We start from the raw sequence: 21,226 nt of genomic DNA, 5'->3' as shown, positions 1-21,226 counted from the left end.
CCCCCTGTTTTCTGGCATCACACCGCCTCGCGGGCATCGCAGGTTTTCATCAGGGGGAAATAACGGCGATCCGCCTGGCTCATGTGGCCCACGACCAGCTCCTGGATGATGAAGTTGAGCAGGGCGTCGTTGCCAAGGGTGCCCGCCTGTGCGGCCGCCATCAGCTGACCGGCTTTTTTCAGCAGATGCTGGTGCTCCTGGCGATGGGCCGCCAGCTCCTCATAGCCATATTGCGCGAGGACCTGCTCTTCGAGGAGGAAGTGCTGGCGCGCCACCTCGAATATCTGCGCCATGTCTGCCAGCAAGGCATCCGGATGGATGCCGGGATCCTGCATGTGCTCGAGCAAGCGGTTGGCCAGCAGGTAGAGCTGGCGGTGGTCCGCATCGATGCGGGGGTGGCCGCATGCGTGGGCGGGCTGCCATTGCAGGGTGCCGGGGAGGGGATCCTGCTCGGTGGAAAACAGGCAGACCCTGCCCCGGCCATGGTGCTTGGCTTGATACATGGCCTGATCGGCGTGGTGCATCAGGGTCTTGGGGTCGGTGCCGTGATCCGGATAGAGGGCGACCCCTATGCTGCCGGAGATGCGCAGCGCCTGCTGCTCAAGCTGGAAGGGGTGATGCAGGCAGTGGTGCAGCTTGTCGGCGACCGCGAGGGCCGAGGCATCCGTATCGGGCAGCATGATGACGAATTCGTCCCCCCAAGGCGTGCCACCAGATCTTCTTCCCTGACGCACTCCCCCATGCGCTCGGCCACCAGCTTGAGCAGCAGGTCGCCGGTTTCGTGGCCGAAGGTGTCATTGATGGGCTTGAAGTGGTCGAGATCGATGAAGACCAGGGCCAGGGGCTGCTGGGGAGCCTGCTCCAGGGTCTCCTTGAGCCGCTGTTGCAGCAGGCGGCGGTTGGCCAGGCCGGTGAGGGGGTCATAGAAGGCGAGGCTGCGCATCATCTCCTCCCGGGCCGAACGTTCGGTGACATCCCGGGTCACCCCCAAAATGGCATCGGGTCTTGTGCTGGCGCTGCCATGCAAGGTAGTGACCGTCTCGATGGCCACCAGATGACCCTGCTTGTGGCGCAGCTGGGAGTGGATGACGCACCGGGTCTGCCCATGATCCCCCCGTTGCCAGGCCTCGAGGGAGGCGGTGATGCCGTCGCGAAGCTGTTTCCAGGACTCATCGGGGAGCAGCTGGCGCAGGGAGAGGGCAAAGAGTTCGGCGGGCTCATAGCCGCTCAGGGACGCGATGGCGGGGCTGATGTAACGAAAACGCAGGCTGTCGGTGTCCATGGTCCAGATCACGTCGCCGCTGTTCTCCGCCACGAAACGGTAGTGCTGCTCGCGCTGGGCCAGTTCCCGGGTGAGCCGCTGTCGGTCACTGGCCTCTTCCCGCAGACGCAGATAGAGGTGCAGGAAGACGCCGAGCAGGGCCAGCAGGGAGAAGGAGATCAGCATGGCGATGGCCACGCTCCTGTCGAGCAGTTGGCGCTGCTGGCGAAGGCTCGCCTGGGTACTGTTGTAGAGGAAGGGGGTGAGGTTGGGCACCGCCTTGATCATCCCGGCCTCCTGGTAGGTGCGGGCGATCTGCTGCCAGCGATCCTGCTGCATGTAGCCGGGCTCGATGATGTCGGGCTGCATCAGGGCCCGGGTTTTACGGGCCTCGAAGGCGAGCGCCTCGCGCCCGGCCCCGCTGGGGTAGTGCTCCAGGATCAGGTTGATCATCTCCTCGGGATGATCCATGGCATAGCGCCACCCCTTGAGGCTGGCCTGCAAGAAGCGCTGGACCCGCTCCTGCTGGTTGAAGACTTCATTTTCCGAGGTGAAGAGGTTGTCTCCGTAGAAGTCGTACCCGATGTCGCGGGGACTGAACACCCGGTAGGGAATGCCCTGTTGCTGCAGGGTGAAGGGCTCGGTTGTGCTGTAGGCGCTGATGGCGTCCGCCTGGCCCCTCAGCAGTGCCTGTACCCCCCGCTCGTAGGGCAGGGTATCCCACTGCCGGCTGCGGGTGTAGCGATGCAGGTAGGTGAGCAGCTCGTTGGAGCCGGGTTCGAGCATCAGCCGCTTGTTGGCCAGATCGCCCGGAGTCTGGATATCCGGCCGCTCCAGGGTGATGAGCATCAGGGGGGAGTGCTGCAACATGGCGGCGAGCACCACCACAGGGCGGCCTGCTGCCCGGGCCAGCAGCAGATCGCTGCCGCGGATGCCGAACTGGGCACGACCCGTGGTGACTTCATTGATGACGTCGGTGCCCGGCCCCGCCTCCCGCAGGGTGACCTGCAGGCCGACCTCCTGGTAGAACCCCTTGGCGATGGCGGCGTAGTAACCGGCAAACTGGAACTGGTGCTGCCAAGGAAGTTGCAGGATGACGCGCTCATCCGCCCTGAGGGGAGCCGTGGTCAGGGTGGCAATCATCACCCAGAAAGGCAGAAGCCAGCGTACAGGCTGGCGAGATGCATCGGACTCCGTCATACCGCTGTTCTCTCGGGAGGTGCTCTTCTGGCTAGAGTCAAACAATTTCCTGCCATTCGCAAGGGGAGCAGGCCCCAATAAGATGGGGCGCGGGAGGCAGTAAAAGTCATTTTTGTGTCATTCATCACGTCAATGGGCATCACGGCTCGTTTTGAAACCTTGTCAACCCGTCACCGGCCCGGTGACAAGGGCATAAGGTGTCATTCCAGGAGGGGTGGCTGCCGCCTCTCTTCTCGCCTGTTAATGATAAACTGCGTGTTTTCGGCAATTCCCTCTTGTCTTCTCCTGTCGTATCAGAAGTTGATGCTCTTGCCCCTATCGGGTGTCGACCTGTGGCGGTCGGGGGACGCCTTCCTCCGTTCAGGGTGGTATGGTAGTCATCCGTTTCCTGTTTTCCGAGAAGGTCCTGTCATGTCTTCCTTGCGCCTGCTGCTCTCCGACTCCCACGATCCCCTGTTCAACCTCGCGGTGGAGGAGTGCATTTTTCGCCAGATGGACCCGGCCCAGCGGGTGCTGTTCCTGTGGCGCAACGACAATACGGTGGTGATAGGCCGGGCCCAGAACCCCTGGAAGGAGTGCAACACCCGCCGCATGGAAGAGGACGGGGTGACCCTGGCCCGGCGCAGCAGCGGGGGTGGCGCCGTGTTCCACGACCTTGGCAACAGCTGTTTCACCTTCATGGCGGGCAAGCCCGGTTATGACAAGAGCGTCTCCACCACCATCGTCATTGATGCCCTCGCCAGACTAGGCGTGAGTGCTTTTGCCTCCGGGCGCAACGACCTGCTGGTGGCGACCCCGGACGGGGATCGCAAGGTGTCGGGTTCGGCCTACCGGGAGACCCATGATCGCGGCTTTCACCACGGTACCCTGCTGCTGGACGCCGATCTTGGTCGCCTCGCCCACTACCTCAATCCCGACCCCAAGAAGCTGGCGGCCAAGGGTATCAGCTCGGTGAGAAGCAGGGTGGCGAACCTTGGCGAGCTGTTGCCTGGCCTGGGTCATGAGCAGGTGGTGCAGGCCCTGTGCGACGCCTTCTTTGCCCATCACGGTGAGGTGGTGCAGCCCGAGCATATCTCCCCCGAGCGGATGCCCGACCTGCCCGGCTTTGCCGAGATCTTTGCCCGCCAACGCAGCTGGGAGTGGAACTTCGGCCATGCTCCCGCCTTCAGTCACCTGCTGGAGGAGCGCTTCCCCTGGGGCGGGGTCGAGCTGCATTTCGATGTGGAGAAGGGGGTGATAGGGCGGGCACAGATCTTCAGTGACACCCTGGACCCTGCGCCCCTGGATGACCTGGCCGCACGCCTGCCCGGGGTGGCCTATCGTCCCGAGGCCATCGACGAGTTGCTGCGTCAGTGGCGGGCGACGTTTTCGGCCAACCCCGAGCTGGAAGGGTTTTCGGCATGGCTGCTGACCGCCCTGCGCTGACCTTGCCCATGACCAGGATCACAAGATGAACAGGGGAAAAGAGGGAAGAGGGGGCGCGGCGCCCATCAGGGCGCCAACATGACAAAAAGTAGGGCAGATCATTAGTTATTGTCTCTGTTGATAGAGGTGTCACTGGAGTATAAAAACCGCACCTCAGCAGTATCAATGGTATAAAAATGAATCACTTGGTCTATCTGAAAGGTGAGGGCGTCAACGCCGTCTCCCCCGAATTCGCCCGCCGTTTTGCCACCGTCAAAGCCCACTTTTTCTCACGCAACCCCGACCTCTGGCCGGTCTTTCGCGAGCCCGGCTTTGCCACCCTCAACGAGTTTCGCGCCCGTGGACTGGCGCCGGCTGCGCGGCTCAATGCCTGGCCCGATGGCCGCGCCCGTCTCGCCGATCTCTGCGAAACCATGCCGGTGCCGGCCACCATGCGCACGCCGGGGGAGCCCATGGCGGAGCTGCTGTTTGCCGGCGCCCTGTCAAAGGATTGGGAGAACCCCTCCAGCGTCGAGAACGTCATCACCATGTCGGCGGATCCCGCCATCTATGGCGCCCAGATGGGCATATTGGCCAACCCTAACCTGGTCTACTCCGAATACGCCGGGGTGGCCGAGGAGCTCGAGAAGAAGGTGGTGCGCCAGATAGCGCTGCTGGCGGGTTACGACCCGGCCCGCGCCACCGGCATCTTCACCCAGGGGGGGACCTTCTGTAACCTCTACGGCTACCTGCTCGGCATCCGCAAGAGCCTGCCACAGGCCAAGCACAAGGGGCTCGGCCACTATCAGGATTACCGCATCATCAACTCCCAGGGCGGTCACTACTCCAACATCACCAACCTCTCCCTGCTCGGGGTCGACATCGAGAACAAGACCATCCGCATCCAGGTTGGCGAGAACAACGACATCGATCTCGACCACCTCGAGCGCACCCTGACCGCCTGCTTCGCTCTCAAGCACGTGGTGCCCACTATCATGCTTACCATGGGCACCACCGACACCTTCGGAGTGGACCAGGTGAAACCCGTGGTGGACCTGCGGGATCGCCTCTGCGAGCGCTTCGAGGTGGCGGTCAGGCCCCACATCCACGTCGACGCCGCCATCGGCTGGTCGATGATCTTCTTCCTGGATTACGACTTTGCCGCCAACCCGCTGGCCATCAACAGCGCCACCTTGGCGGGGATCGAGCGCAACGTGAGCCGCTTCGCCGAGCTCAAATACGCCGACTCCTTCACCGTCGACTTCCAGAAGTGGGGTTATGTGCCCTACACCTCCAGCCTGGTGATGATCAAGGAGCAGGACGACCTCAAGGCGATGGAGAACGACCCGGAGAACTTCTCCTACTTTGAGCGGGACATTCAGGGCCAGACCCACCTGCAGTCCACCATCGAGTGCTCCCGCGGGGCGAGCGGCCTGTTTGGTGCCTATGCGGCGCTCAACTACCTGGGGGGGGAGGGGTATCGCACCGTGCTGGCCCACTGCCTGCAAAACGCCAACTACTTCCGCTTCCGGTTAAGCCAGCTCGGCAACGTCAAGCTGGTGGCCCAGGAGAACCAGGGGCCGAGCGTGGGCTTCAAGATCTACAACCCCGAGTGGGTGCAGGACCCCGAGGCCGAGTTCGCCTTCGAGCTGGCGCGCAGCCCGGATGCGGCCTACAAGGCGCGCTTGCAGCGCAACACCGACTACCACCGCAGCCTGTTTACCGGGCGCGGCAAGGTGGGGCTCTACACCAACTGGGTGGAGGCGGTGGCGCACTCGGAATACGACGAGCGTGGCAAGTACTCCTATATCGCCGGGGAGAAGGCGGTCTTTATGAACCCCGCCTGCGGCCGTGAGCAGATCGACGCCTTTATCGCGCATATTCGCGGCTGACTCCGGCCGGGATCGCAGATAAAACGACGGCGGGCCCAGTGCCCGCCGTTTTCATTGTGTGTGGTCTCGCCATCACTGTTTCTGGATGGCCGTCACCGTCAGCTTGCCACCCGGGTTCTCGGCGTGGAAGCGCACCGCATCCCCCACCTTCAGATCCTTGAGCAGGGCCGGGTCCGACAGCAGGAACACCATGTTCATGGGAGGCATCTTGAGGTTCTCGATGGTCTCGTGCTTGATGCCTACCTTGCCGTTGGGGGCGTCGATGCGGCTGATGACCCCCTTGGTCATCGTCATGTCGCCCATCTCGTTCATGCCGTCCATTTGTCCCATCTGGCCCATGTCGTGCCCTTCGTGGTGCATCATCTCCTCGGCCTGCAGACCGGTGTGGGTGGCGAGGCCGAGCAGCAGGGTCAGCGTCAACGTCTTGTAGTTCATCATGTTTTCCTCGTCATCTATGCAAAAAAGAGTTGTTTGAAGCGGATTATTCGGCCTGTTCGGGCACGGGCTTTCCAAGGTGCCGGCTGCGCCACAGGTAGTAGGCGGCGGGCAGCACCAGCAGGGTCAGCACCAGGGCGCTCACCATGCCGCCGATCATCGGGGCGGCGATACGCTGCATCACCTCGGAGCCGGTGCCCTGGCTCCACATGATGGGCAAGAGGCCGGCGATGATGGTCACCACCGTCATCATCTTGGGGCGCAGGCGCAGGGCGGCGCCGTGGATCACCGCCCGGTGCAGGCCCGCCTTGTCCGGCTTGCCGCTCGCCACCAGGTCATCCCAGGCGTGGTTGAGGTAGACCAGCATCAGGACGCCGGTCTCCACCGCCACCCCCGCCAGGGCGATAAAACCTACCCCTACGGCGACTGACAGGTTGAAGTCCAGCAGCCAGAGGGTCCAGATCCCGCCCACCACCGCCAGCGGCAAGGTGGTGAGAATGAGCAGCACCTCCTGGAAGCGGCGAAACGCCAGATAGAGCAGCAGCACGATAATGGCGATGGTGAGCGGCACCACGTAGGCGAGGCGTGCCTTGGCCCGCTCCATGTATTCGTATTGACCGGACCAGGTGAGGGCGTAGCCCGCCGGCAGCACCAGCTGCCTACCCACCTCGGACTTGGCCTCTGCCACAAAGGAGCCGATGTCGCGGCCGCGAATGTCCACGTAGACCCAGCCGTTGAGGCGCGCGTTTTCACTGCGCAGCATGGGCGCCTCGTCGCTGATGTAGACCCGCGCCACGTCCGCCAGGGCGATGCGTTCCCCCTTGGGGGTCACCAGGGGCAGCAGCTCGAGGCTGGCCACCGAATCGCGGTAGCTCTGGGGGTAGCGCAGGTTGATGGGATAGCGTTCGCGCCCCTCTATGGTCTGGCCCACCTCCATGCCGCCCACCGCGGTGGCGAGCACCGCCTGCACGTCGGCGATATTGAGGCCGTAGCGGGCCGCCTTGAGCCGGTCGATGTCCACCTTGACATAGCGGCCACCCGCCACCCGCTCGGCGTAGACCGATGAGGCGCCCTCCACCTTTCCGACGATCTGCTCAAGCTGCTGGCCGAGCTGCTGGATCACCTTGAGATCCGGCCCCGCTATCTTGATGCCGACCGGGGTCTTGATGCCGGTGGCCAGCATGTCGATGCGGGTCTTGATGGGGGGCACCCAGGCGTTGGTGAGACCGGGGAAGCGGATGAGGGAGTCGAGCTCCTCCTTGAGCTTCTCCGGGGTCATGCCGGGGCGCCACTGATCCTTGGGCTTGAGCTGGATGCTGGTCTCCATCATCACCAGGTCGGCGGGGTCTGTGGCCGAGTCGGCGCGCCCCGCCTTGCCGAACACGTTCTGCACCTCGGGCACGGTGCGAATGAGCTTGTCGGTCTGCTGCAAAATCTCCCGCGCCTTGCCCACCGAGATGTTGGTCGCCGTGGTGGGCATGTACATGATGTCCCCCTCGTCGAGCGGCGGTATGAACTCGGAGCCCAGATGCTGGAGTGGCCAGAAGCCCGCCACCGTGACCACGGCCGCGGCGGCCAGGGTGGTCTTGGGGTGTGCCAGCACGGCCTTGAGCAGGGGCACATAACCCTGGCTCAGCCAGCGGTTGAGGGGGTTGGCCTGTTCGGCCAGCACCTTGCCACGGATGAAGTAGCCCATGATCACCGGCACCAGCGTGATGGCGAGCGCGGCGGCGGCGGCCATGGCGTAGGTCTTGGTGTAGGCGAGGGGGTGGAACATCCGCCCCTCCTGCGCCTCCAGCGCGAACACCGGCAGGAAGCTGATGGTGATGATGAGCAGGGAGAAGAAGATGGCGGGCCCCACCTCTATGCTCGCCTCTGTGATGATGCGCCAGCGGTTCTTGTCGGTGAGCGCCTCCCGCTCCATATGCTTGTGGACGTTCTCTATCATCACGATGGCACCGTCCACCATGGCGCCGATGGCGATGGCGATGCCCCCCAGCGACATGATGTTGGCGTTGATCCCCTGCAGGTGCATGACGATGAAGGCGGTCAGGATGGCGATGGGCAAGGAGATGACCACCACCAGGGACGAGCGCAGGTGGAACAGGAAGGCGAGGCAGACCAGCACCACCACGGCGAACTCTTCCACCAGCTTGCCGGAGAGGTTGTCGATGGCGCGCTGGATAAGATCGGATCGATCGTAGACGGTGACGATCTCCACCCCCTCCGGCAGGCTGGATTTGAGCTCCGCCAGCCGCGCCTTGACCCCGTCTATGGTGTGCTGGGCATTCTCGCCATAGCGCATGACGATGATGCCGCCCACCACTTCCCCTTCGCCGTTGAGCTCGGCCAGGCCGCGTCGGCTCTGGGGGCCGGTGACCACATCCGCCACATCCCCCAGCAGCAGGGGGGCGCCGCGCACATTGGTGCCGAGCGGGATCTGCTTCAGATCCTCCACGCTTTTCAGATAGCCATTCGAGCGCACCATGTATTCCGCTTCCGCCATCTCGATGACGGAGGCGCCGGTCTCCTGGTTGCCCTGCTTGATGGCGGTCTCGATAAGGGAGAGCGGGATGCCGTAGGCGCGCAGCTTGTCCGGGTCGACCCGCACCTGATACTGGCGCACCATGCCGCCCACGGTGGCGACCTCGGAGACGCCGTCCACCGTCTGCAGCTCGAACTTGAGCAGCCAGTTCTGCAGGGAGGTGAGCTCGCTGAGGTCATGCTTGCCGGTTCTGTCCACCAGGGCGTACTGGTAGACCCAGCCCACCCCGGTGGCATCGGGGCCGAGCTGGGGGCGGGCGGAGGCGGGCAGGTTGGGCGCAACCTGGCTCAGGTACTCCAGCACCCGGGCTCGGGCCCAGTAGAGGTCGGTGTCGTCGTCAAACAGCACGTAGACGAAGGAGTCGCCGAAGAAGGAGTAGCCGCGCACCGTGGTCGCGCCCGGCACCGCCAGCATGGCGGTGGTGAGCGGGTAGGTCACCTGATCCTCCACCACCTGAGGCGCCTGGCCGGGGTAGGAGGTCTTGATGATCACCTGGACGTCGGAGAGATCCGGCAGGGCGTCCACCGGGGTCTGCTTCACCGACCAGAGCCCCCAGGCGGTGAGCATGAGGGTCAATAGCAGCACCAGAAAGCGGTTGCCGATGGACCAGCGAATAATCGAGGGGATCATGGTTGGGCTCCTTGCTCATTGGGTGCAGAGAGCGGAGAGCGGTTGCCTGTCAGGCAGAAAATGATGGACGGGATCATGACTTCTTCTCCATCTCGGGCATCGCCATCTGATGCTGGCCATGGTCCATGCCTTCCATCTCCTCCGGCGCCGCGGCCTCGTCGTTGGCCGGGGCGCTCTCCTGGTGGATGGTGGTGATGCGATATTCATCCCCCTCCTGCATCACCTGCAGGTGCAGGGTCTGTCCCTCGGCCAGCTTGCTCATGTCCACCCCCTCGGCCACGGTGAACTCCATCTCCATGGCGGGCCACTGCCACTCGGGGATGGGCTGGTGGGCGACCATCAGGGTGCGGTTGGCGAGATCGATGACTTGCACCTCCCCCTGGGTCCACACCTGGGCGGGACGCACCGCCGTCATGCGCTGGAAGTCGGAATCGATGGCCGATTCGGAGTCGAGCAGGAACTGGGCCGAGCTGACGATACTGTCCCCCGCTTCAACTCCCTCCCGGATGGCAACCTTGTCGCCAAACTGGGGGCCCAGAGTGACGGCCACCGACTTGAAGCTGCCATCCCCCAGCGCCAGCACCAGCCTGTCCTGGTTGCCGGTGCGGATCACCGCTTCGCTCGGCACCACCAATTGCGGCTCTCCCTTGCCCGCCTGAATGGTCACCTTGGCGAACATATTGGGCTTCAGAAACTCGTCCGGGTTGGCGAAGCGCAGCCGTACCTTGAGGGTGCGGGTAGCGGCATCCAGGGTGGGGTAGAGGTAATCTACCCGCCCCTGCCACTGGCGGCCCGGGGCGTAATCCAGGGTCATGGTGACCGGATCGCCCACCTTCAGCTGGGCGGCCTGACGCTCGAACACCTCGGCACTCACCCACACCTGCTTGAGGGTGCTGATGTTAAAGAGCGCTGCGGCGGGCTCCACATACTGGCCCTCGCGCACCTTCAGCTCGGAGACATAGCCGCTGCTCGGGGCATAGATGCGCACCGTCTCCTGCACCTGTCGGCTGCGCTTGAGGGCCGCAATTTGATCCGCCGGCACCTGCAGGGACTTGAGCTTGCCCTCGGCGGCGCGCAGCAGCAGGGGGTTGGCGGTGTTGAGAGCGAGCAGATACTCGTGTTGGGCGTTGACCAGATCCGGGGCGTAGAGCTCGTAAATCAGGCTCCCCTTGCTCACCTGCTGCCCCTCGCTCTTGATGGCGAGGGTGCGGATCCAGCCTGCCATGCGGGCGTTGACCGCCTCCAGCCGGTCCTCGTCATAGCCGACGTAGCCCACCGTCTCGATCTGCTGGTGGATGGGCAGCTTCTCCACCTTGGCGAGCCGCACCCCAAGATTCTGCTGGATCTCGGGGCTGATGGTGACTGTGCCCGGCGAGCCGCCCTGTTTTTCCTCATAGACGGGGATAAAGTCCATCCCCATGTTGTCCTTGGCGGGGCCGTCGCGCTTGTCGCGGGGATCCATGGGGTTGACCCAGTAGAGGGGCGTCTTCTCCTTGGCTGCAGTGCCAGTTGTGGTCTGTTTGGCGGCCCAGTAGCCGCCACCGGCGCCGAGGGCCAGCAGCAGGGCGGACATCAACAGTGTCTTGTTCATGACAAGCCTCCGGCGCGCGGGAGGCGAAGGGAGGGCTGGCACGGCTGCGCACAGGCAGACCGGGTAACGGGGGTGGATGACATGGTATCTCTTCTCTTCTGTCAGGCCGCCAGTGTGGTGGTGCGCGCGGGCAGGGCATCACCACGAGGCGGCAAACGGGGCGCAGCTGTGTCAGCGTGCACGGCTCCCTGCGAGCGGGCCGGTTTGGCCAGGGCGCAGGGTCAGGCAAGGCGGCAGAAAACGGGCAAGCCGAGGCTTGCTGTTGCCGCGAGAGAAGCGCTTTCTAGTGGCGCAGCACCGACAGCATCAGGTGTCGGCGTGGCCAGGAGGGAGGGTGGGTACCGCGGGATCGCAGGAAGGGATCCCGCAACCAGTTGTCCAGCAGGGGGGCGAGGCGCCACGAAGGGAGCAACAGCAATGGAAGCAGCAGTGACAGCAGCAGGCCGAGCAGGGGCGGCACACTGGTGGCGCCGAAGAGGCCGCTCTGCATCTGGCACTCCTCCCCGGGCGGGGTCGCCTCACTCTGGGGGCCGCCGTGGCAGGAGAGGGAGGCTGTGTCGGCCTGGTGCATGGCGGTGTGCTGCATCGGCTCGCTCTGGTGCCGTCCATGAGACAGGGGGGACTGCGCCGGAGTCAGGATGGATGCGGATGCACTGCTTGGCAGGGCGGTGGCCGCCCCATGCCAGCCGATGCACAGGGTGAGATTGCAGACGAGCATCAGCCCCAGCAACAGCCGGGCGATGAACGTGGTGGGCAATCTCGATGAGAGCATGGGTGGCTTCCCTGTGACGGATGGGCCGAATCTAAACCTTGCCGAAAGGAGAAGGTCAAGGCCTAGCAAGCGCCGTCTGCCTGGGAATTGACATGGATTAAGAAAGGGCGGGGCAGTGAACAGAAAAAGCCCCCGCATGGGCGGGGGCAGGGTCTTTTGGCGAGGGCTAGCCTGACGTGGGGATCAGGCGAAGCAGGTCCAGATGGGGGCGTGATCCGAGGGCTTGTCGATGCCGCGCAGCTCGTAGTCGATGCCGGTCTCGGTCACTTTGTCCTTGAGGGCGTCGGAGGCCATGATGAGGTCGATGCGCAGGCCCCGGTTCTCGTCAAAGCCCCTGGAGCGGTAGTCGAACCAGGAGAAGCGCTCGCACTCGGTGGGGTTGGCGGCGCGGAAGGTGTCGGTCAACCCGAAGCCTTTCAGGCGCTCCATCCATTCACGCTCGATGGGCAGGAAGGAGCACTTGCCATCCCGCAGCCAGCGCTTGCGGTTCGCCTCGCCGATGCCGATGTCGAGATCCGTGGGGGAGATGTTCATATCCCCGATCAGCGCTATCTGGTCGTCCGGGGTGTGGTGGGTCTCGAGGTAGTGCTGCAGGTCTTCATAGAACTTCTGCTTGGCCGGGAACTTGGTCTCGTGATCCTGGCTCTCCCCCTGGGGGAAGTAGCCGTTCATCACCTTGATGACGGAGCCGTCTTCCCGCTTGAAGCTGGCCATGATCATGCGGCGCTGGGCATCTTCCGGATCGGTGGGGAAACCCTTTTGCACCTCGATGGGAGCCTGCTTGCTCATGATGGCGACCCCGTAATGCCCCTTCTGGCCGTGGAAGACCACGTGGTAGCCCATGGCCTCCACATCCGCGACCGGGAAGGCTTCGTCGTGCACCTTGATCTCCTGCAGGCCGATCACGTCCGGCTGGTGCTTGTCGATAAGGGCTTGCAACTGATGAAGACGGGCGCGCAGGCCATTGATATTGAAAGAGATGATCTTCATGTTCGGGGTGCTCATGTCATTTTTGTTCGTCGCTTATTGGACTAGGAATCCGCGATGGATGCAAGTTCGGGGGCTGTGACTGGCGCAGCGGCTCGGTAATCTGTTTACGATCTGTCGCGAGAGTCTGTCAGCAAGGTGACGCGCAGCAGAGGAGCCTGAGTGCATATGTATACATGGAAGCGCCTGGCGACACATAAGCGAGCAGCACATGAGCCTTGGAAGCGGCTTCCCAGCAAGATCGTGGACAGGTTTCTAGCGGGTCATCTTCTTGACAAACACCACCACGAACAGTGCCAGCGTGAAGCTGCCGGTAAAGGCTTCGAAGGCGGCGAAGATCCGCGACAACCCCACCGGGGTGAAGTCCCCATACCCCAGCGTGGTGAAGGTCACCACGCTGTAGTAGAGGCACTCCATCAGGAAGATGGCGTTCTGCTCCAGAGGAGCGTCCGGGCGATAGATGAGGTGGGTGCCCGCGAAGTTGAGGCCGCAGAAGAAGTAAAAAATGCTGCAGATGACGATGAGCAGCAGGGAGAAGAGCACCACCCGCATGGGGGCCTCGCCGTAACCGCAGAAGAGATCCACTATCCAGGAGGCGAAGCGGCGGTAGGACCAGAACGGCATCTGCAGGCGGCGCATGGTGAGCTCCTGCTGGATGTAGCGACCGGACATGGTGAAGATGCCCTGGGCCTCCGAGGCCTTGCGCAGATCCCGGTAGGTCTCCTCCGCCTCCTTGAACCAGACGCGGGCCTGCGCCGGGTCCCGCTCGCGGCGCCCCTTTCTGTCCTGCATCAGTCGCTTGCCCGTCTCCAGGTTGTCGAGGCGGGTGTTCTTCCAGCGGATGCCGAGCAGGTTGACGTCGTCGAGGGTGGCGCAGTGGAGGTTCGCTTCGCTCAGATCGGCCTTCATCAGGCTGCCGCCCTTGATGCGAATGCCGTAGAGATGGGCACCTCGCAGGTTGGCGCGATAGAGGTTGCACTGCTCCAGCAAGAATCCCTCCGGACCCTGCCTGTTCACCAGGTTGAGATCCGCCAGCTCGGCGCGGGCCAGTTGCAGGCCGTGGCACAGGCCTCCCTGGCGCACATAGCGCTCCAGCGCCTCGGCGGTATCAGGGGGGTTGTGGGCCGCAGCGGGGTCGTGCCAGCGGCAGAGATCATGATCCCCTGCCTCTTCGGTGCAGTGGCGGCCATCGGCCACCAGGTATCGGCACATTGCCATGGTGTTGCCCCTCCCTTCCCTGAGTCAGTATCAGCATAGGTGAGGGGAGGAGGGGGGATATCAGCTGTGCTGATGATATTCCTGGCGCAGCTTGCGAAAACGTTCCTGCTGGGCGGGGTTGAGGGGGATGCCCTCCAGCACCTCCAGGGTCTCCTTGCACTCGGCGCCAAACTCCGGGCTCTTGCGGTTCTTCTGCATGAGTTGCAGCAGCACCTGGATCTTGTTGAGGGCGGCGCCGGTATTGGCGGGCGCCCGGCGCAGGGCCTCGCGAAAGTGGCCGAGGGCCTGCTCCAGCTCTCCGGCCTGATAGGCCTTGATGCCCAGATCGTTGAGCTGCTGATAGCGCTGGCGCCGCTCCTGCACCGTCTTGTCATCCCGGGTTACCTGGATGCAGGTGGTGAGCAGCCGATCCTCATCCTCCGCCAGCAGGGGTTGCAGGCTCTCGGCGTACTCGAACTCCCCGAGCTGATAGAGGGCGAGTATGGTCTCGCCAAGGAGAGCCGGAGGTATGGTGGCGGGCTCGTCCAGCCAGTTCTGGTTGGCGCGATAGAGCATCTTCTTGCCCTTGAGCAGCTCCCCCAGGGCGATGCGCACCCGGGCCTGGCAGATCTGCTCGAACACCGGGTAGTTGAACTCCGACATCATCAGGGAGTCGCGGATGCGCGACAGGGCGGAGTTCACCTGCTTTTGCAGGTTGGCGATGTGGTAGCCGTCGTTGCTGTTGAGGGCGTACAAGGTGAGGGTCTGGATATAGGCCCCGAGATAATGGGGGGTGCGGTGGATCGAGTTGCGCGACAAGTCGATGAGGGCGAGCAGCACGTCCTTGGCCTGGGCGTAGTCGTGCCGTTGCAGGCACACCTCCGCCAGACGGCGGGAGAGCTGCACCGACTGGGGAGAGATGTCCACCGCCCGGCGCAGCTCCTGCTGGGCCTGCTCGTCATTGCCCAGCGCCAGCAGGGACTCCGCGAGCCAGAGGTAAGCCTCCACCATCAGGGGGGTGTGTTTCAGGGTGGCTTGCAGGTGGCTCACCGCCTCCTCGTGCAGACCCAGGGTATGGCACGCCTTGCCCAGGGTGAGGCGAGCCCAGCTGTTCTCCTGCCCCGCCAGCAGCTGGCGCATCAGGCTGCGGGCCTCCTTGGCCTGGCCCAGCTTGAGCTGGGTGTCGGCCTGCAGGCAGCGGCAGAAGTTGGCAAAGCGGGGCACCGCGTCCGCCTGTTTGGCACAGGCCTCCACCAGGGCGGGCAGATCGTCCCGGGTGAGGGCGCTGAAGACGCTCTCCAGCGCCTGGCGCCGGGCGAGGGCGCGTTTGAGGCGAAACGAGAACTGCTCCTGGGAGAAGGGCTTCATCAGGTATTCGTCGGGCTCGGCTTCCAGCGCGCTCAGCACCATGGCGCGGGAGCCGTCGCTGCTGACCATGATCACCACGCTCTGGGGCGGAATGAGTTGCTGATCCCGCAGGCTTTCCAGCAACTGGCGGCCGTTCTCGCCCGCCCCCAGCTCATAGTCGAGCAGATAGATGTCGAAGCTCTCTTTCTGGCAGCGGCGGCGCGCCTCGTCGGCGGAGTTGGTGTAGGTGATGCGGTTGATGCCGATGTTGATCAGCATCGCCTTCATCATCATCTGGAAGGAACGCTGTTCGTTGACCAGCAGGATGCGCTTGGGCTTGGGCTGGGGTTTCTTCTCGGGTACGGAGTCCGGTGTCTGCATCTGTCTGGCATCAAGGCGCTACGGGCTGGTGGGAGAAGTGTGCCACCAAAGTCCGCAGGCAGGCAATTGCACATGGGGAGGCCCCCCGGTTTTTCCCGCAGACCTTGGGTGAAAAAAAGGGTGTCTTGCCTTTGATCTCGGTCAATGGAAGGCGAGTTGGCACTGGCAGGCGCTGTCCCGGTTTTTAGACTTGAAGAGCGTCAGCATGCGGGAGGCAGCAGAGGGCAGGGTGCCCGTCTGCTCCCTTGCCCGCTCACAAGGAGGGATCAGATGAGTTTGCTACCGAGTCGCACCAGCCTGTTTGATGACCTGTTCCACGACATGGCCTCCGGCTTCTACATCCGCCCCCTGCACGGGGACCCGTTGCCCAGCCAGATCAAGCTGGATCTGCGGGAGAGCGGGGATGACTACCTGCTGCAGGCGGAATTGCCCGGGGTGGCGAAGGAGGACATCCACGTGGACGTGCACGGCAAGCTGGTGACCCTGAAGGCGGAGATCCGCCAGTTTGACAGCCAGAGCAAGGATGAACGGGCCCTGCGCAGCGAGCGCTACTATGGCAGCGTGTCGCGCAGCGTCGAGCTGCCGGTGGAGGTGTCGCCAGAGCAGGTGAGCGCCCGCTTTGACAACGGCATCCTCACCCTGCGCCTGCCCAAGCAGGCGGCCAGCCCAGCGCCCCACCGCATCCCCATCGAATAGGCGGTCAGTGAACGAGGCCCCGCACTGCGGGGCCTCGTCATTCAGGGCTGCTTGCGCACCAGATAGGGGGCAAACTCGGGGGTGTGGCTGGCGGCAAAGCCCGTGGCGGTCTTCTCGATGAGATAGACCGCCAGCTTGTGCTCCCTGGCAAAGGCCATCGCCCGCTCGGGGCCCATCACCATGAGGGCGGTGTCGAGGGCATCGGCCTCCAGGGCCGTGGGGGTGATGACGGTGGCGGAGACCAGCTTGTGGGTCACGGGCTCGCCGGTGGCAGGATCGATGATGTGGGAGTAGCGCTTGCCGTCGAGCTCGTAATAGTTGCGATAGCTGCCGGCGGTGCTCACCGCCATGCCGTTCGGGGTCACCACATCCTCGATGGCGCCCGGTCTGTCAGAGGGCTCGACGATGGCCACCCGCCAGGGATTGCCCTTGTCGTTGTGCCCCTTGCTGCGCACCGCCCCCGCCACCTCGATGAGGTAGTTGTGGACCCCTTTTTGCTCCAGCAGCCCGGCTATCTCGTCGGAGGCCGCACCCTCGCCCAGGGTGGAGAGATCCAGATAGAGGTCTGGGATGGCCTTGCCGAGCAGGAAGTGATCCCCCTCGGGGGTCAGGGTGAGCTTGTCGATGCCGACCCGCTCCCGCGCCTTGGCGATCTGCTCTGCGCTGGGCCGCCTGACCGGGCGCTTGTCCGGCCCGAATCCCCACAGATTGACCAGGGGCCCCACGGTGACATCGAGAACCCCCCGGGTGAGGTGCCCGGCGTCAATGCCCTGTTGCACAATCTTCGCCATGGTGGCCGGGATGACCTGGGGGGGCTGCCCCGTTCCCTGATTGAAGCGGGAGATGAGGGAGCCCGGATCATAGGTGGAGATCTCCTTGTTCAGGCGTGCCAGCAGCGCCTCCACCTCCTGATGCAGTGCCCCCTGTCCGCCGGGGAAGGGGTCGCTCAGGGTCACCGCATAATAGGTGCCCATGGTGTTGCCCTGGATGCGGGTCTGGGTCGGGGCCGGCTGGCAGGCGCCAAGCAGCAGGATCAGGGAGAGCAGCAGGGTGCGCGCCAGCGCAGGCGCAAAGGGGAACTTCATCTCTCATTCTCGCGGGAGTCATCGACGGGGGAGCAGCTTAGCCAACGGCTGCGGTGTTGGCGAGTGGCCGTGGGCGGGAAGGCCGCAAATAATTAAGCGGGACGGGGATGTGAGCAACCCGCTTTGGGCCCGGGGTCGGGAGAAAAGAAGTGACCGGGCCCGCAGGCTGGCCCAAAAGCGGTCGTCCTTCGGTGACATTTGAATATAATGAAGATCGATCCTGACAGCATCTTTGCGGGTCGCGCCCACGGGGGCGAGATGCCTGTGCTGTCATCCTTCGTCAATCAAAGGAGAACGTGATGAAAAAGGTGTTAACCCTGCTGCTTCTTGGCTCCCTCGCCACCCCGGTCCTGGCCGACGAGTGCGCACTGGTGATCGAAGGCAATGACGCCATGCAGTTCAACCAGACGGCGATGAGCGTGCCGGCCACCTGCAAGGAGGTGACGGTGACCCTCAATCACACGGGCAAACTGCCGGTGGCCAACATGGGCCACAACTGGGTGCTGGCCAACACCGCCGACTATCAGGCCATCGCCACCGCCGGCATGAGCGCCGGGGTCGATCACGACTACCTGCCCAAGGATGACCCCAGGATCCTGGCCCACACCAAGCTGGTGGGGGGCGGCGAGAGCACCAGCGTCACCTTCAAGACCGACGGCCTGGCGGGCAAGGATCTCACCTTCTTCTGCTCCTTCCCGGGCCACTTCGCCCTGATGAAGGGCAGCTTCAAGGTGGGGTAGTGCCAAGGGTCGTGTCGCCGCCAGTACAAGCAAAAGCCGGGAGGGTCCCGGCTTTTTTGTCTTCGCTTGCGCTGCGTCGCGGTGCTTTCATGATCTGGTCTGGGGTGGCAAGGAGATGACCGGCGTAGAATAGGCCGCAAATGGGCCAGTGGCCCGCCTACGCCCCTTCGGAAAAGAGAGAATGAACGCAGTGAAATGGATGCTTGGCTGTTGCCTGATGCTGTTGTGTGCCATCGCGCTGGCCGCCGAGCCCCCGGTCAAGAAGAGCCGGAGCGGCATCTGTCACCCCAAGGGCGGCACCTACTACAGCCGCACCAGGCACTATACCCCCTATGACACCATGCAGGCCTGCCTCGACAGCGGGGGCCGTGCCCCCCGGCGTTAAACGGCGGACTGCTTGGGCTGCAGGGTAAAGAAGGCGAGGGTGGTCTTCTTGCCACACTCGAAGCGGATGCTCTCCTCCCCCTGCACCACCAGGGTCTCGCCCGGTGCGACCTGCTGTCCCTGCACGGTGAGCTGGCCCTCCAGCAGGTGGCAGAGGTAGCACTTGTCCGCCTCCAGGGTAAGGCTGAGGGGGAAGGGCAGGTTCAGCACCCGCACGTTGGCGCTGATGCGCGCCGGGTGGTAGATGAGCCCGAGATCCGTCACCTCTTTTTTCAGCAGCTCGCAGCGGGTCTCGTCATCCCCGCTGAAGTGGGCCGCCTCGAAGGTGGCGTAGGGGTGGCCGTTGAGCACGAAACCGGCACCGCTGACGGGCAGCAGGATGCGCTGGTAGCCGGGAAAGTGGGAGAAGCTCCCTGCTTCCTTGATGGGGGCCGAGCTCAGCCGATAGTCAAAGTCGAGCTTGTCCAGGGTCGAACCAGGGGGGGAGATCAGGATCTGGGCCGTGGTGCCCTGCCTGTTCTTCCAGGGCATTTTCAACTGGTCGGACTCTTTAATCAGGGTGATCACGATGGCGCCTCGGCGGGAAGGGGAGAGTGGGGCCAGTGATACCATCTCCGGGAGTGGCTCACAAGGCGCCGCCAGCGCAGGCCGCGCTGGTTGGCCACAAATCAGGCAGCGGCCCCCCTGACGCTGACCCTAATCGGTCGACTCAAGCCCTTTTTCTATCTTGTCCAGCAGTTGCTGCAACTGCGCTATCTCCGCCGGCGTCAGCAGGGAACACAGCCGTTCGTCGAGCCGTGCGGCCTGCTGCTCCCCCTGGCTGACCCGCTCGCAGGCCAGCGGGGTCAAGGCCAGACAGATGCTGCGTCTGTCAGTGGGATGGGGCCGCTTCTCGATGAGCCCCTGTTTCTCCATCTCCTGCAGCAGGCGCGTCACCTGCGCCTTGTCGCGGCCCGACCGCTGCGCGATGAGCTGCGGCGTGGCGGGATCCAGCGCATGGATCAGTTGCAGCACCTTGTAATGGAGGGGGCTAAGGGCGATCTGCTGTGCCCGGAAATGCTGCGTCATGGCGATTTTGTACTGATCGAGGATCCGGAAGAGGCGGTTTGATAACATCATGGTTGATAAAGTCAACTTAAAAGGATTTAATTGATTTTATCAACCATGTGGGCAAAAGCCCAGTCCGAGAGGAGATGAAAGATGCCACACACCTATCGTGTACAGGTCCAGTCGCTGGACCGCGAGGTGCCCCCGTTGCAGTTCGACTGCCAGAATCACGACGACATCTTTGCCATCCTGGCGCTCAGCAAGGGGAAGCTGGCCATGTCGGAGCAGGAACATCAGGCGTTTATCGTCGGGTTGAAGCTGTTTGGCGAAGTCATGATGCAGCATCGCAAAGAGGAGCTGTTCAAGGGGTTTCTCCCCCATTTCAAGCAATTCATGGGGCAACTGAAACGCACCGCCAGGGGAGAGGAGGCCGTGGTCGCCCCTTCCGAGTGACCCCCAGCCCTGAGCCCAAGGGCGAGTGCTCCCGCCAGCATGCCTGATGCAAAGGAAACCCCGAGGTTGTGATCCCGGTGCTGTCAAAGCGGCGACGGCCCGCTACACTGGCAGCTCGTTTCACGGAGGACCCATGACCCACAAGATCATTCTGGATACCGATCCCGGCATCGACGATGCCATGGCCATTCTGTTTGCCGAGGCGCACCCCGCCATTGACCTGCTCGCCATCACCACGGTGTTTGGCAATGCCACCATCGAAAACGGCACCCGCAACGCCCTCTGGCTCAAACAAAAATATGGCATGAAGGCGGACGTGGCCCGGGGCGCCGCCGCGCCGCTGCTGCGCGAGCCCGTGGGGCCGACGACAGTGGTGCACGGCCCGAGCGGGTTTGGCGACGTCCAGGCGGGGGAGGTGACCCTCATCCCGGATCCCCACCCGGCCTGGCAATACATCGTCGAAACGGTGAAAGCCCACCCCGGCGAGATCACGCTAGTGACCATCGGGCCCCTCACCAACCTGGCGCTGGCGCTCGAGGCGGCCCCCGAGGTAGCCGCCCTGGTGAAAGAAGTGGTCGTGATGGGCGGCGCCTTTGGCGTCAACGGCCATCGCGGCAACGTGACCCCCTATGCCGAGGCCAATATTCACGACGATCCCGATGCGGCGGACCGGGTCTTCACCGCCCCCTGGCCCCTGGTGATCATCGGGCTCGACGTCACCCAGCAGAGCATCTTCACCGCCGACTATCTGGATGCCCTGCGGGACGATGCGGGGGAGCCGGGCCGCTTCCTGTGGGATGTCAGCCGCTTCTACCTGCGCTTCTATTCCGAGCGCATCGGCATGGCGGGGTGCCATGTTCACGATCCCTCCGCCATCGCCTATGTGATCGATCCTGCGCTGTTCACCCTGCGCAAGGGGCCGGTGCGGGTCATCACCGAGGGGCCCGCCATCGGCCATACCCTGCAAAAGTTTGACGACACCCGCCATCCCCATGACGAGTGGGCCCACTGCCCGGCCCAGCAGGTCGGGGTCGCGGTGCGGGATCAGGCCCTGCTCGCCCTCTATCGGGATACCCTGGTGGCCTGGGGCAAGGGGCGCCGATAAGGCCCGGCAGTGAGTGAAAGCGTGATGGCGGCCGGGTCATGGTGAGGCGCCCCCGGTTATACTGGTGAACATCG

General features: G+C 63.9%; 17 protein-coding genes and 1 pseudogene. 7 read left to right on the top strand and 11 right to left on the bottom strand.

Annotated features, from left to right (window positions below; all coding sequences use genetic code 11):
- Positions 1-17 precede the first annotated feature (17 nt).
- Positions 18-2,404, bottom strand: a pseudogene (locus C3F36_RS03340) (diguanylate cyclase domain-containing protein).
- Positions 2,405-2,872: 468 nt separating this feature from the next.
- On the opposite strand from C3F36_RS03340, the gene C3F36_RS03335 reads away from it, so the two are divergent.
- Both C3F36_RS03335 and C3F36_RS03330 read left to right on the top strand, forming a co-directional pair.
- Positions 2,873-3,886 (top strand): lipoate--protein ligase, encoded by a 1,014-nt coding sequence (locus C3F36_RS03335; RefSeq protein ID WP_104454464.1) that lies wholly within the window; start codon positions 2,873-2,875, stop codon positions 3,884-3,886.
- Between the two features lie 176 nt (positions 3,887-4,062).
- Entirely contained in the window at positions 4,063-5,757 is a 1,695-nt protein-coding gene (locus C3F36_RS03330) for a pyridoxal phosphate-dependent decarboxylase family protein (RefSeq protein ID WP_104454463.1), read from the top strand.
- A gap of 72 nt (positions 5,758-5,829) precedes the next feature.
- Here the strand turns inward: C3F36_RS03330 and C3F36_RS03325 are convergent, their stop codons facing one another.
- From C3F36_RS03325 to C3F36_RS03295, 7 genes are all read right to left on the bottom strand, one after another.
- Positions 5,830-6,192 (bottom strand): copper-binding protein, encoded by a 363-nt coding sequence (locus tag C3F36_RS03325; RefSeq protein ID WP_104454462.1) that lies wholly within the window; start codon positions 6,190-6,192, stop codon positions 5,830-5,832.
- 46 nt (positions 6,193-6,238) lie between these two features.
- Entirely contained in the window at positions 6,239-9,367 is a 3,129-nt protein-coding gene (locus C3F36_RS03320) for an efflux RND transporter permease subunit (RefSeq protein ID WP_104454461.1), read from the bottom strand.
- A 73-nt stretch (positions 9,368-9,440) separates the two neighbouring features.
- Complete coding sequence (locus C3F36_RS03315) at positions 9,441-10,958, bottom strand: efflux RND transporter periplasmic adaptor subunit (protein ID WP_199769658.1); 1,518 nt, start codon at positions 10,956-10,958, stop codon at positions 9,441-9,443.
- Positions 10,959-11,241: 283 nt separating this feature from the next.
- Complete coding sequence (locus tag C3F36_RS03310; RefSeq protein ID WP_069785316.1) at positions 11,242-11,730, bottom strand: hypothetical protein; 489 nt, start codon at positions 11,728-11,730, stop codon at positions 11,242-11,244.
- Between the two features lie 183 nt (positions 11,731-11,913).
- Positions 11,914-12,720 carry an exodeoxyribonuclease III gene (xthA, locus tag C3F36_RS03305; protein WP_010673667.1) on the bottom strand — a complete coding sequence of 269 codons (807 nt, stop codon included), beginning with the start codon at positions 12,718-12,720 and terminating at the stop codon, positions 11,914-11,916.
- 252 nt (positions 12,721-12,972) lie between these two features.
- A complete protein-coding gene (locus tag C3F36_RS03300) occupies positions 12,973-13,935 on the bottom strand; it encodes an ion channel (RefSeq protein WP_052816447.1) in 963 nt (320 codons plus the stop codon).
- A gap of 60 nt (positions 13,936-13,995) precedes the next feature.
- Entirely contained in the window at positions 13,996-15,642 is a 1,647-nt protein-coding gene (locus C3F36_RS03295) for a response regulator (protein WP_104454460.1), read from the bottom strand.
- A 270-nt stretch (positions 15,643-15,912) separates the two neighbouring features.
- On the opposite strand from C3F36_RS03295, the gene C3F36_RS03290 reads away from it, so the two are divergent.
- Positions 15,913-16,338, top strand: coding sequence for an Hsp20/alpha crystallin family protein (locus C3F36_RS03290; protein ID WP_042864158.1), 426 nt, complete (start codon positions 15,913-15,915; stop codon positions 16,336-16,338).
- Between the two features lie 41 nt (positions 16,339-16,379).
- Here C3F36_RS03290 and C3F36_RS03285 read toward each other — a convergent pair whose 3' ends face one another.
- Entirely contained in the window at positions 16,380-17,423 is a 1,044-nt protein-coding gene (locus C3F36_RS03285; protein WP_104454459.1) for an FAD:protein FMN transferase, read from the bottom strand.
- A 299-nt stretch (positions 17,424-17,722) separates the two neighbouring features.
- On the opposite strand from C3F36_RS03285, the gene azu reads away from it, so the two are divergent.
- Positions 17,723-18,163, top strand: a complete 441-nt coding sequence (gene azu, locus C3F36_RS03280) for an azurin (RefSeq protein WP_043155526.1) — start codon at positions 17,723-17,725, stop codon at positions 18,161-18,163.
- Positions 18,164-18,344: 181 nt separating this feature from the next.
- The gene (locus tag C3F36_RS03275; RefSeq protein ID WP_039039209.1) at positions 18,345-18,548 is read left to right on the top strand and encodes a hypothetical protein; all 204 of its coding nucleotides are present in this window, start codon (positions 18,345-18,347) and stop codon (positions 18,546-18,548) included.
- Here the strand turns inward: C3F36_RS03275 and C3F36_RS03270 are convergent.
- Positions 18,545-19,114, bottom strand: coding sequence for a HutD family protein (locus tag C3F36_RS03270; RefSeq protein ID WP_104455992.1), 570 nt, complete (start codon positions 19,112-19,114; stop codon positions 18,545-18,547). The genes C3F36_RS03275 and C3F36_RS03270 overlap by 4 nt on opposite strands.
- A 129-nt stretch (positions 19,115-19,243) precedes the next feature.
- Positions 19,244-19,666, bottom strand: a complete 423-nt coding sequence (locus C3F36_RS03265; protein WP_104454458.1) for a MarR family winged helix-turn-helix transcriptional regulator — start codon at positions 19,664-19,666, stop codon at positions 19,244-19,246.
- Between the two features lie 81 nt (positions 19,667-19,747).
- Between C3F36_RS03265 and C3F36_RS03260 the strand changes: the two genes are divergently transcribed.
- Positions 19,748-20,047, top strand: a complete 300-nt coding sequence (locus C3F36_RS03260) for a DUF3861 domain-containing protein (RefSeq protein ID WP_042881651.1) — start codon at positions 19,748-19,750, stop codon at positions 20,045-20,047.
- Positions 20,048-20,180: 133 nt separating this feature from the next.
- Entirely contained in the window at positions 20,181-21,152 is a 972-nt protein-coding gene (locus C3F36_RS03255; RefSeq protein ID WP_104454457.1) for a nucleoside hydrolase, read from the top strand.
- Positions 21,153-21,226 lie beyond the last annotated feature (74 nt).

This window comes from Aeromonas sp. ASNIH2 (genome assembly GCF_002934795.1).
Lineage (GTDB): Bacteria > Pseudomonadota > Gammaproteobacteria > Enterobacterales > Aeromonadaceae > Aeromonas > Aeromonas caviae.
The sequence above is the reverse complement of the archived record's forward strand: the minus strand, read 5'-3'. Positions and strand labels throughout refer to the sequence as shown.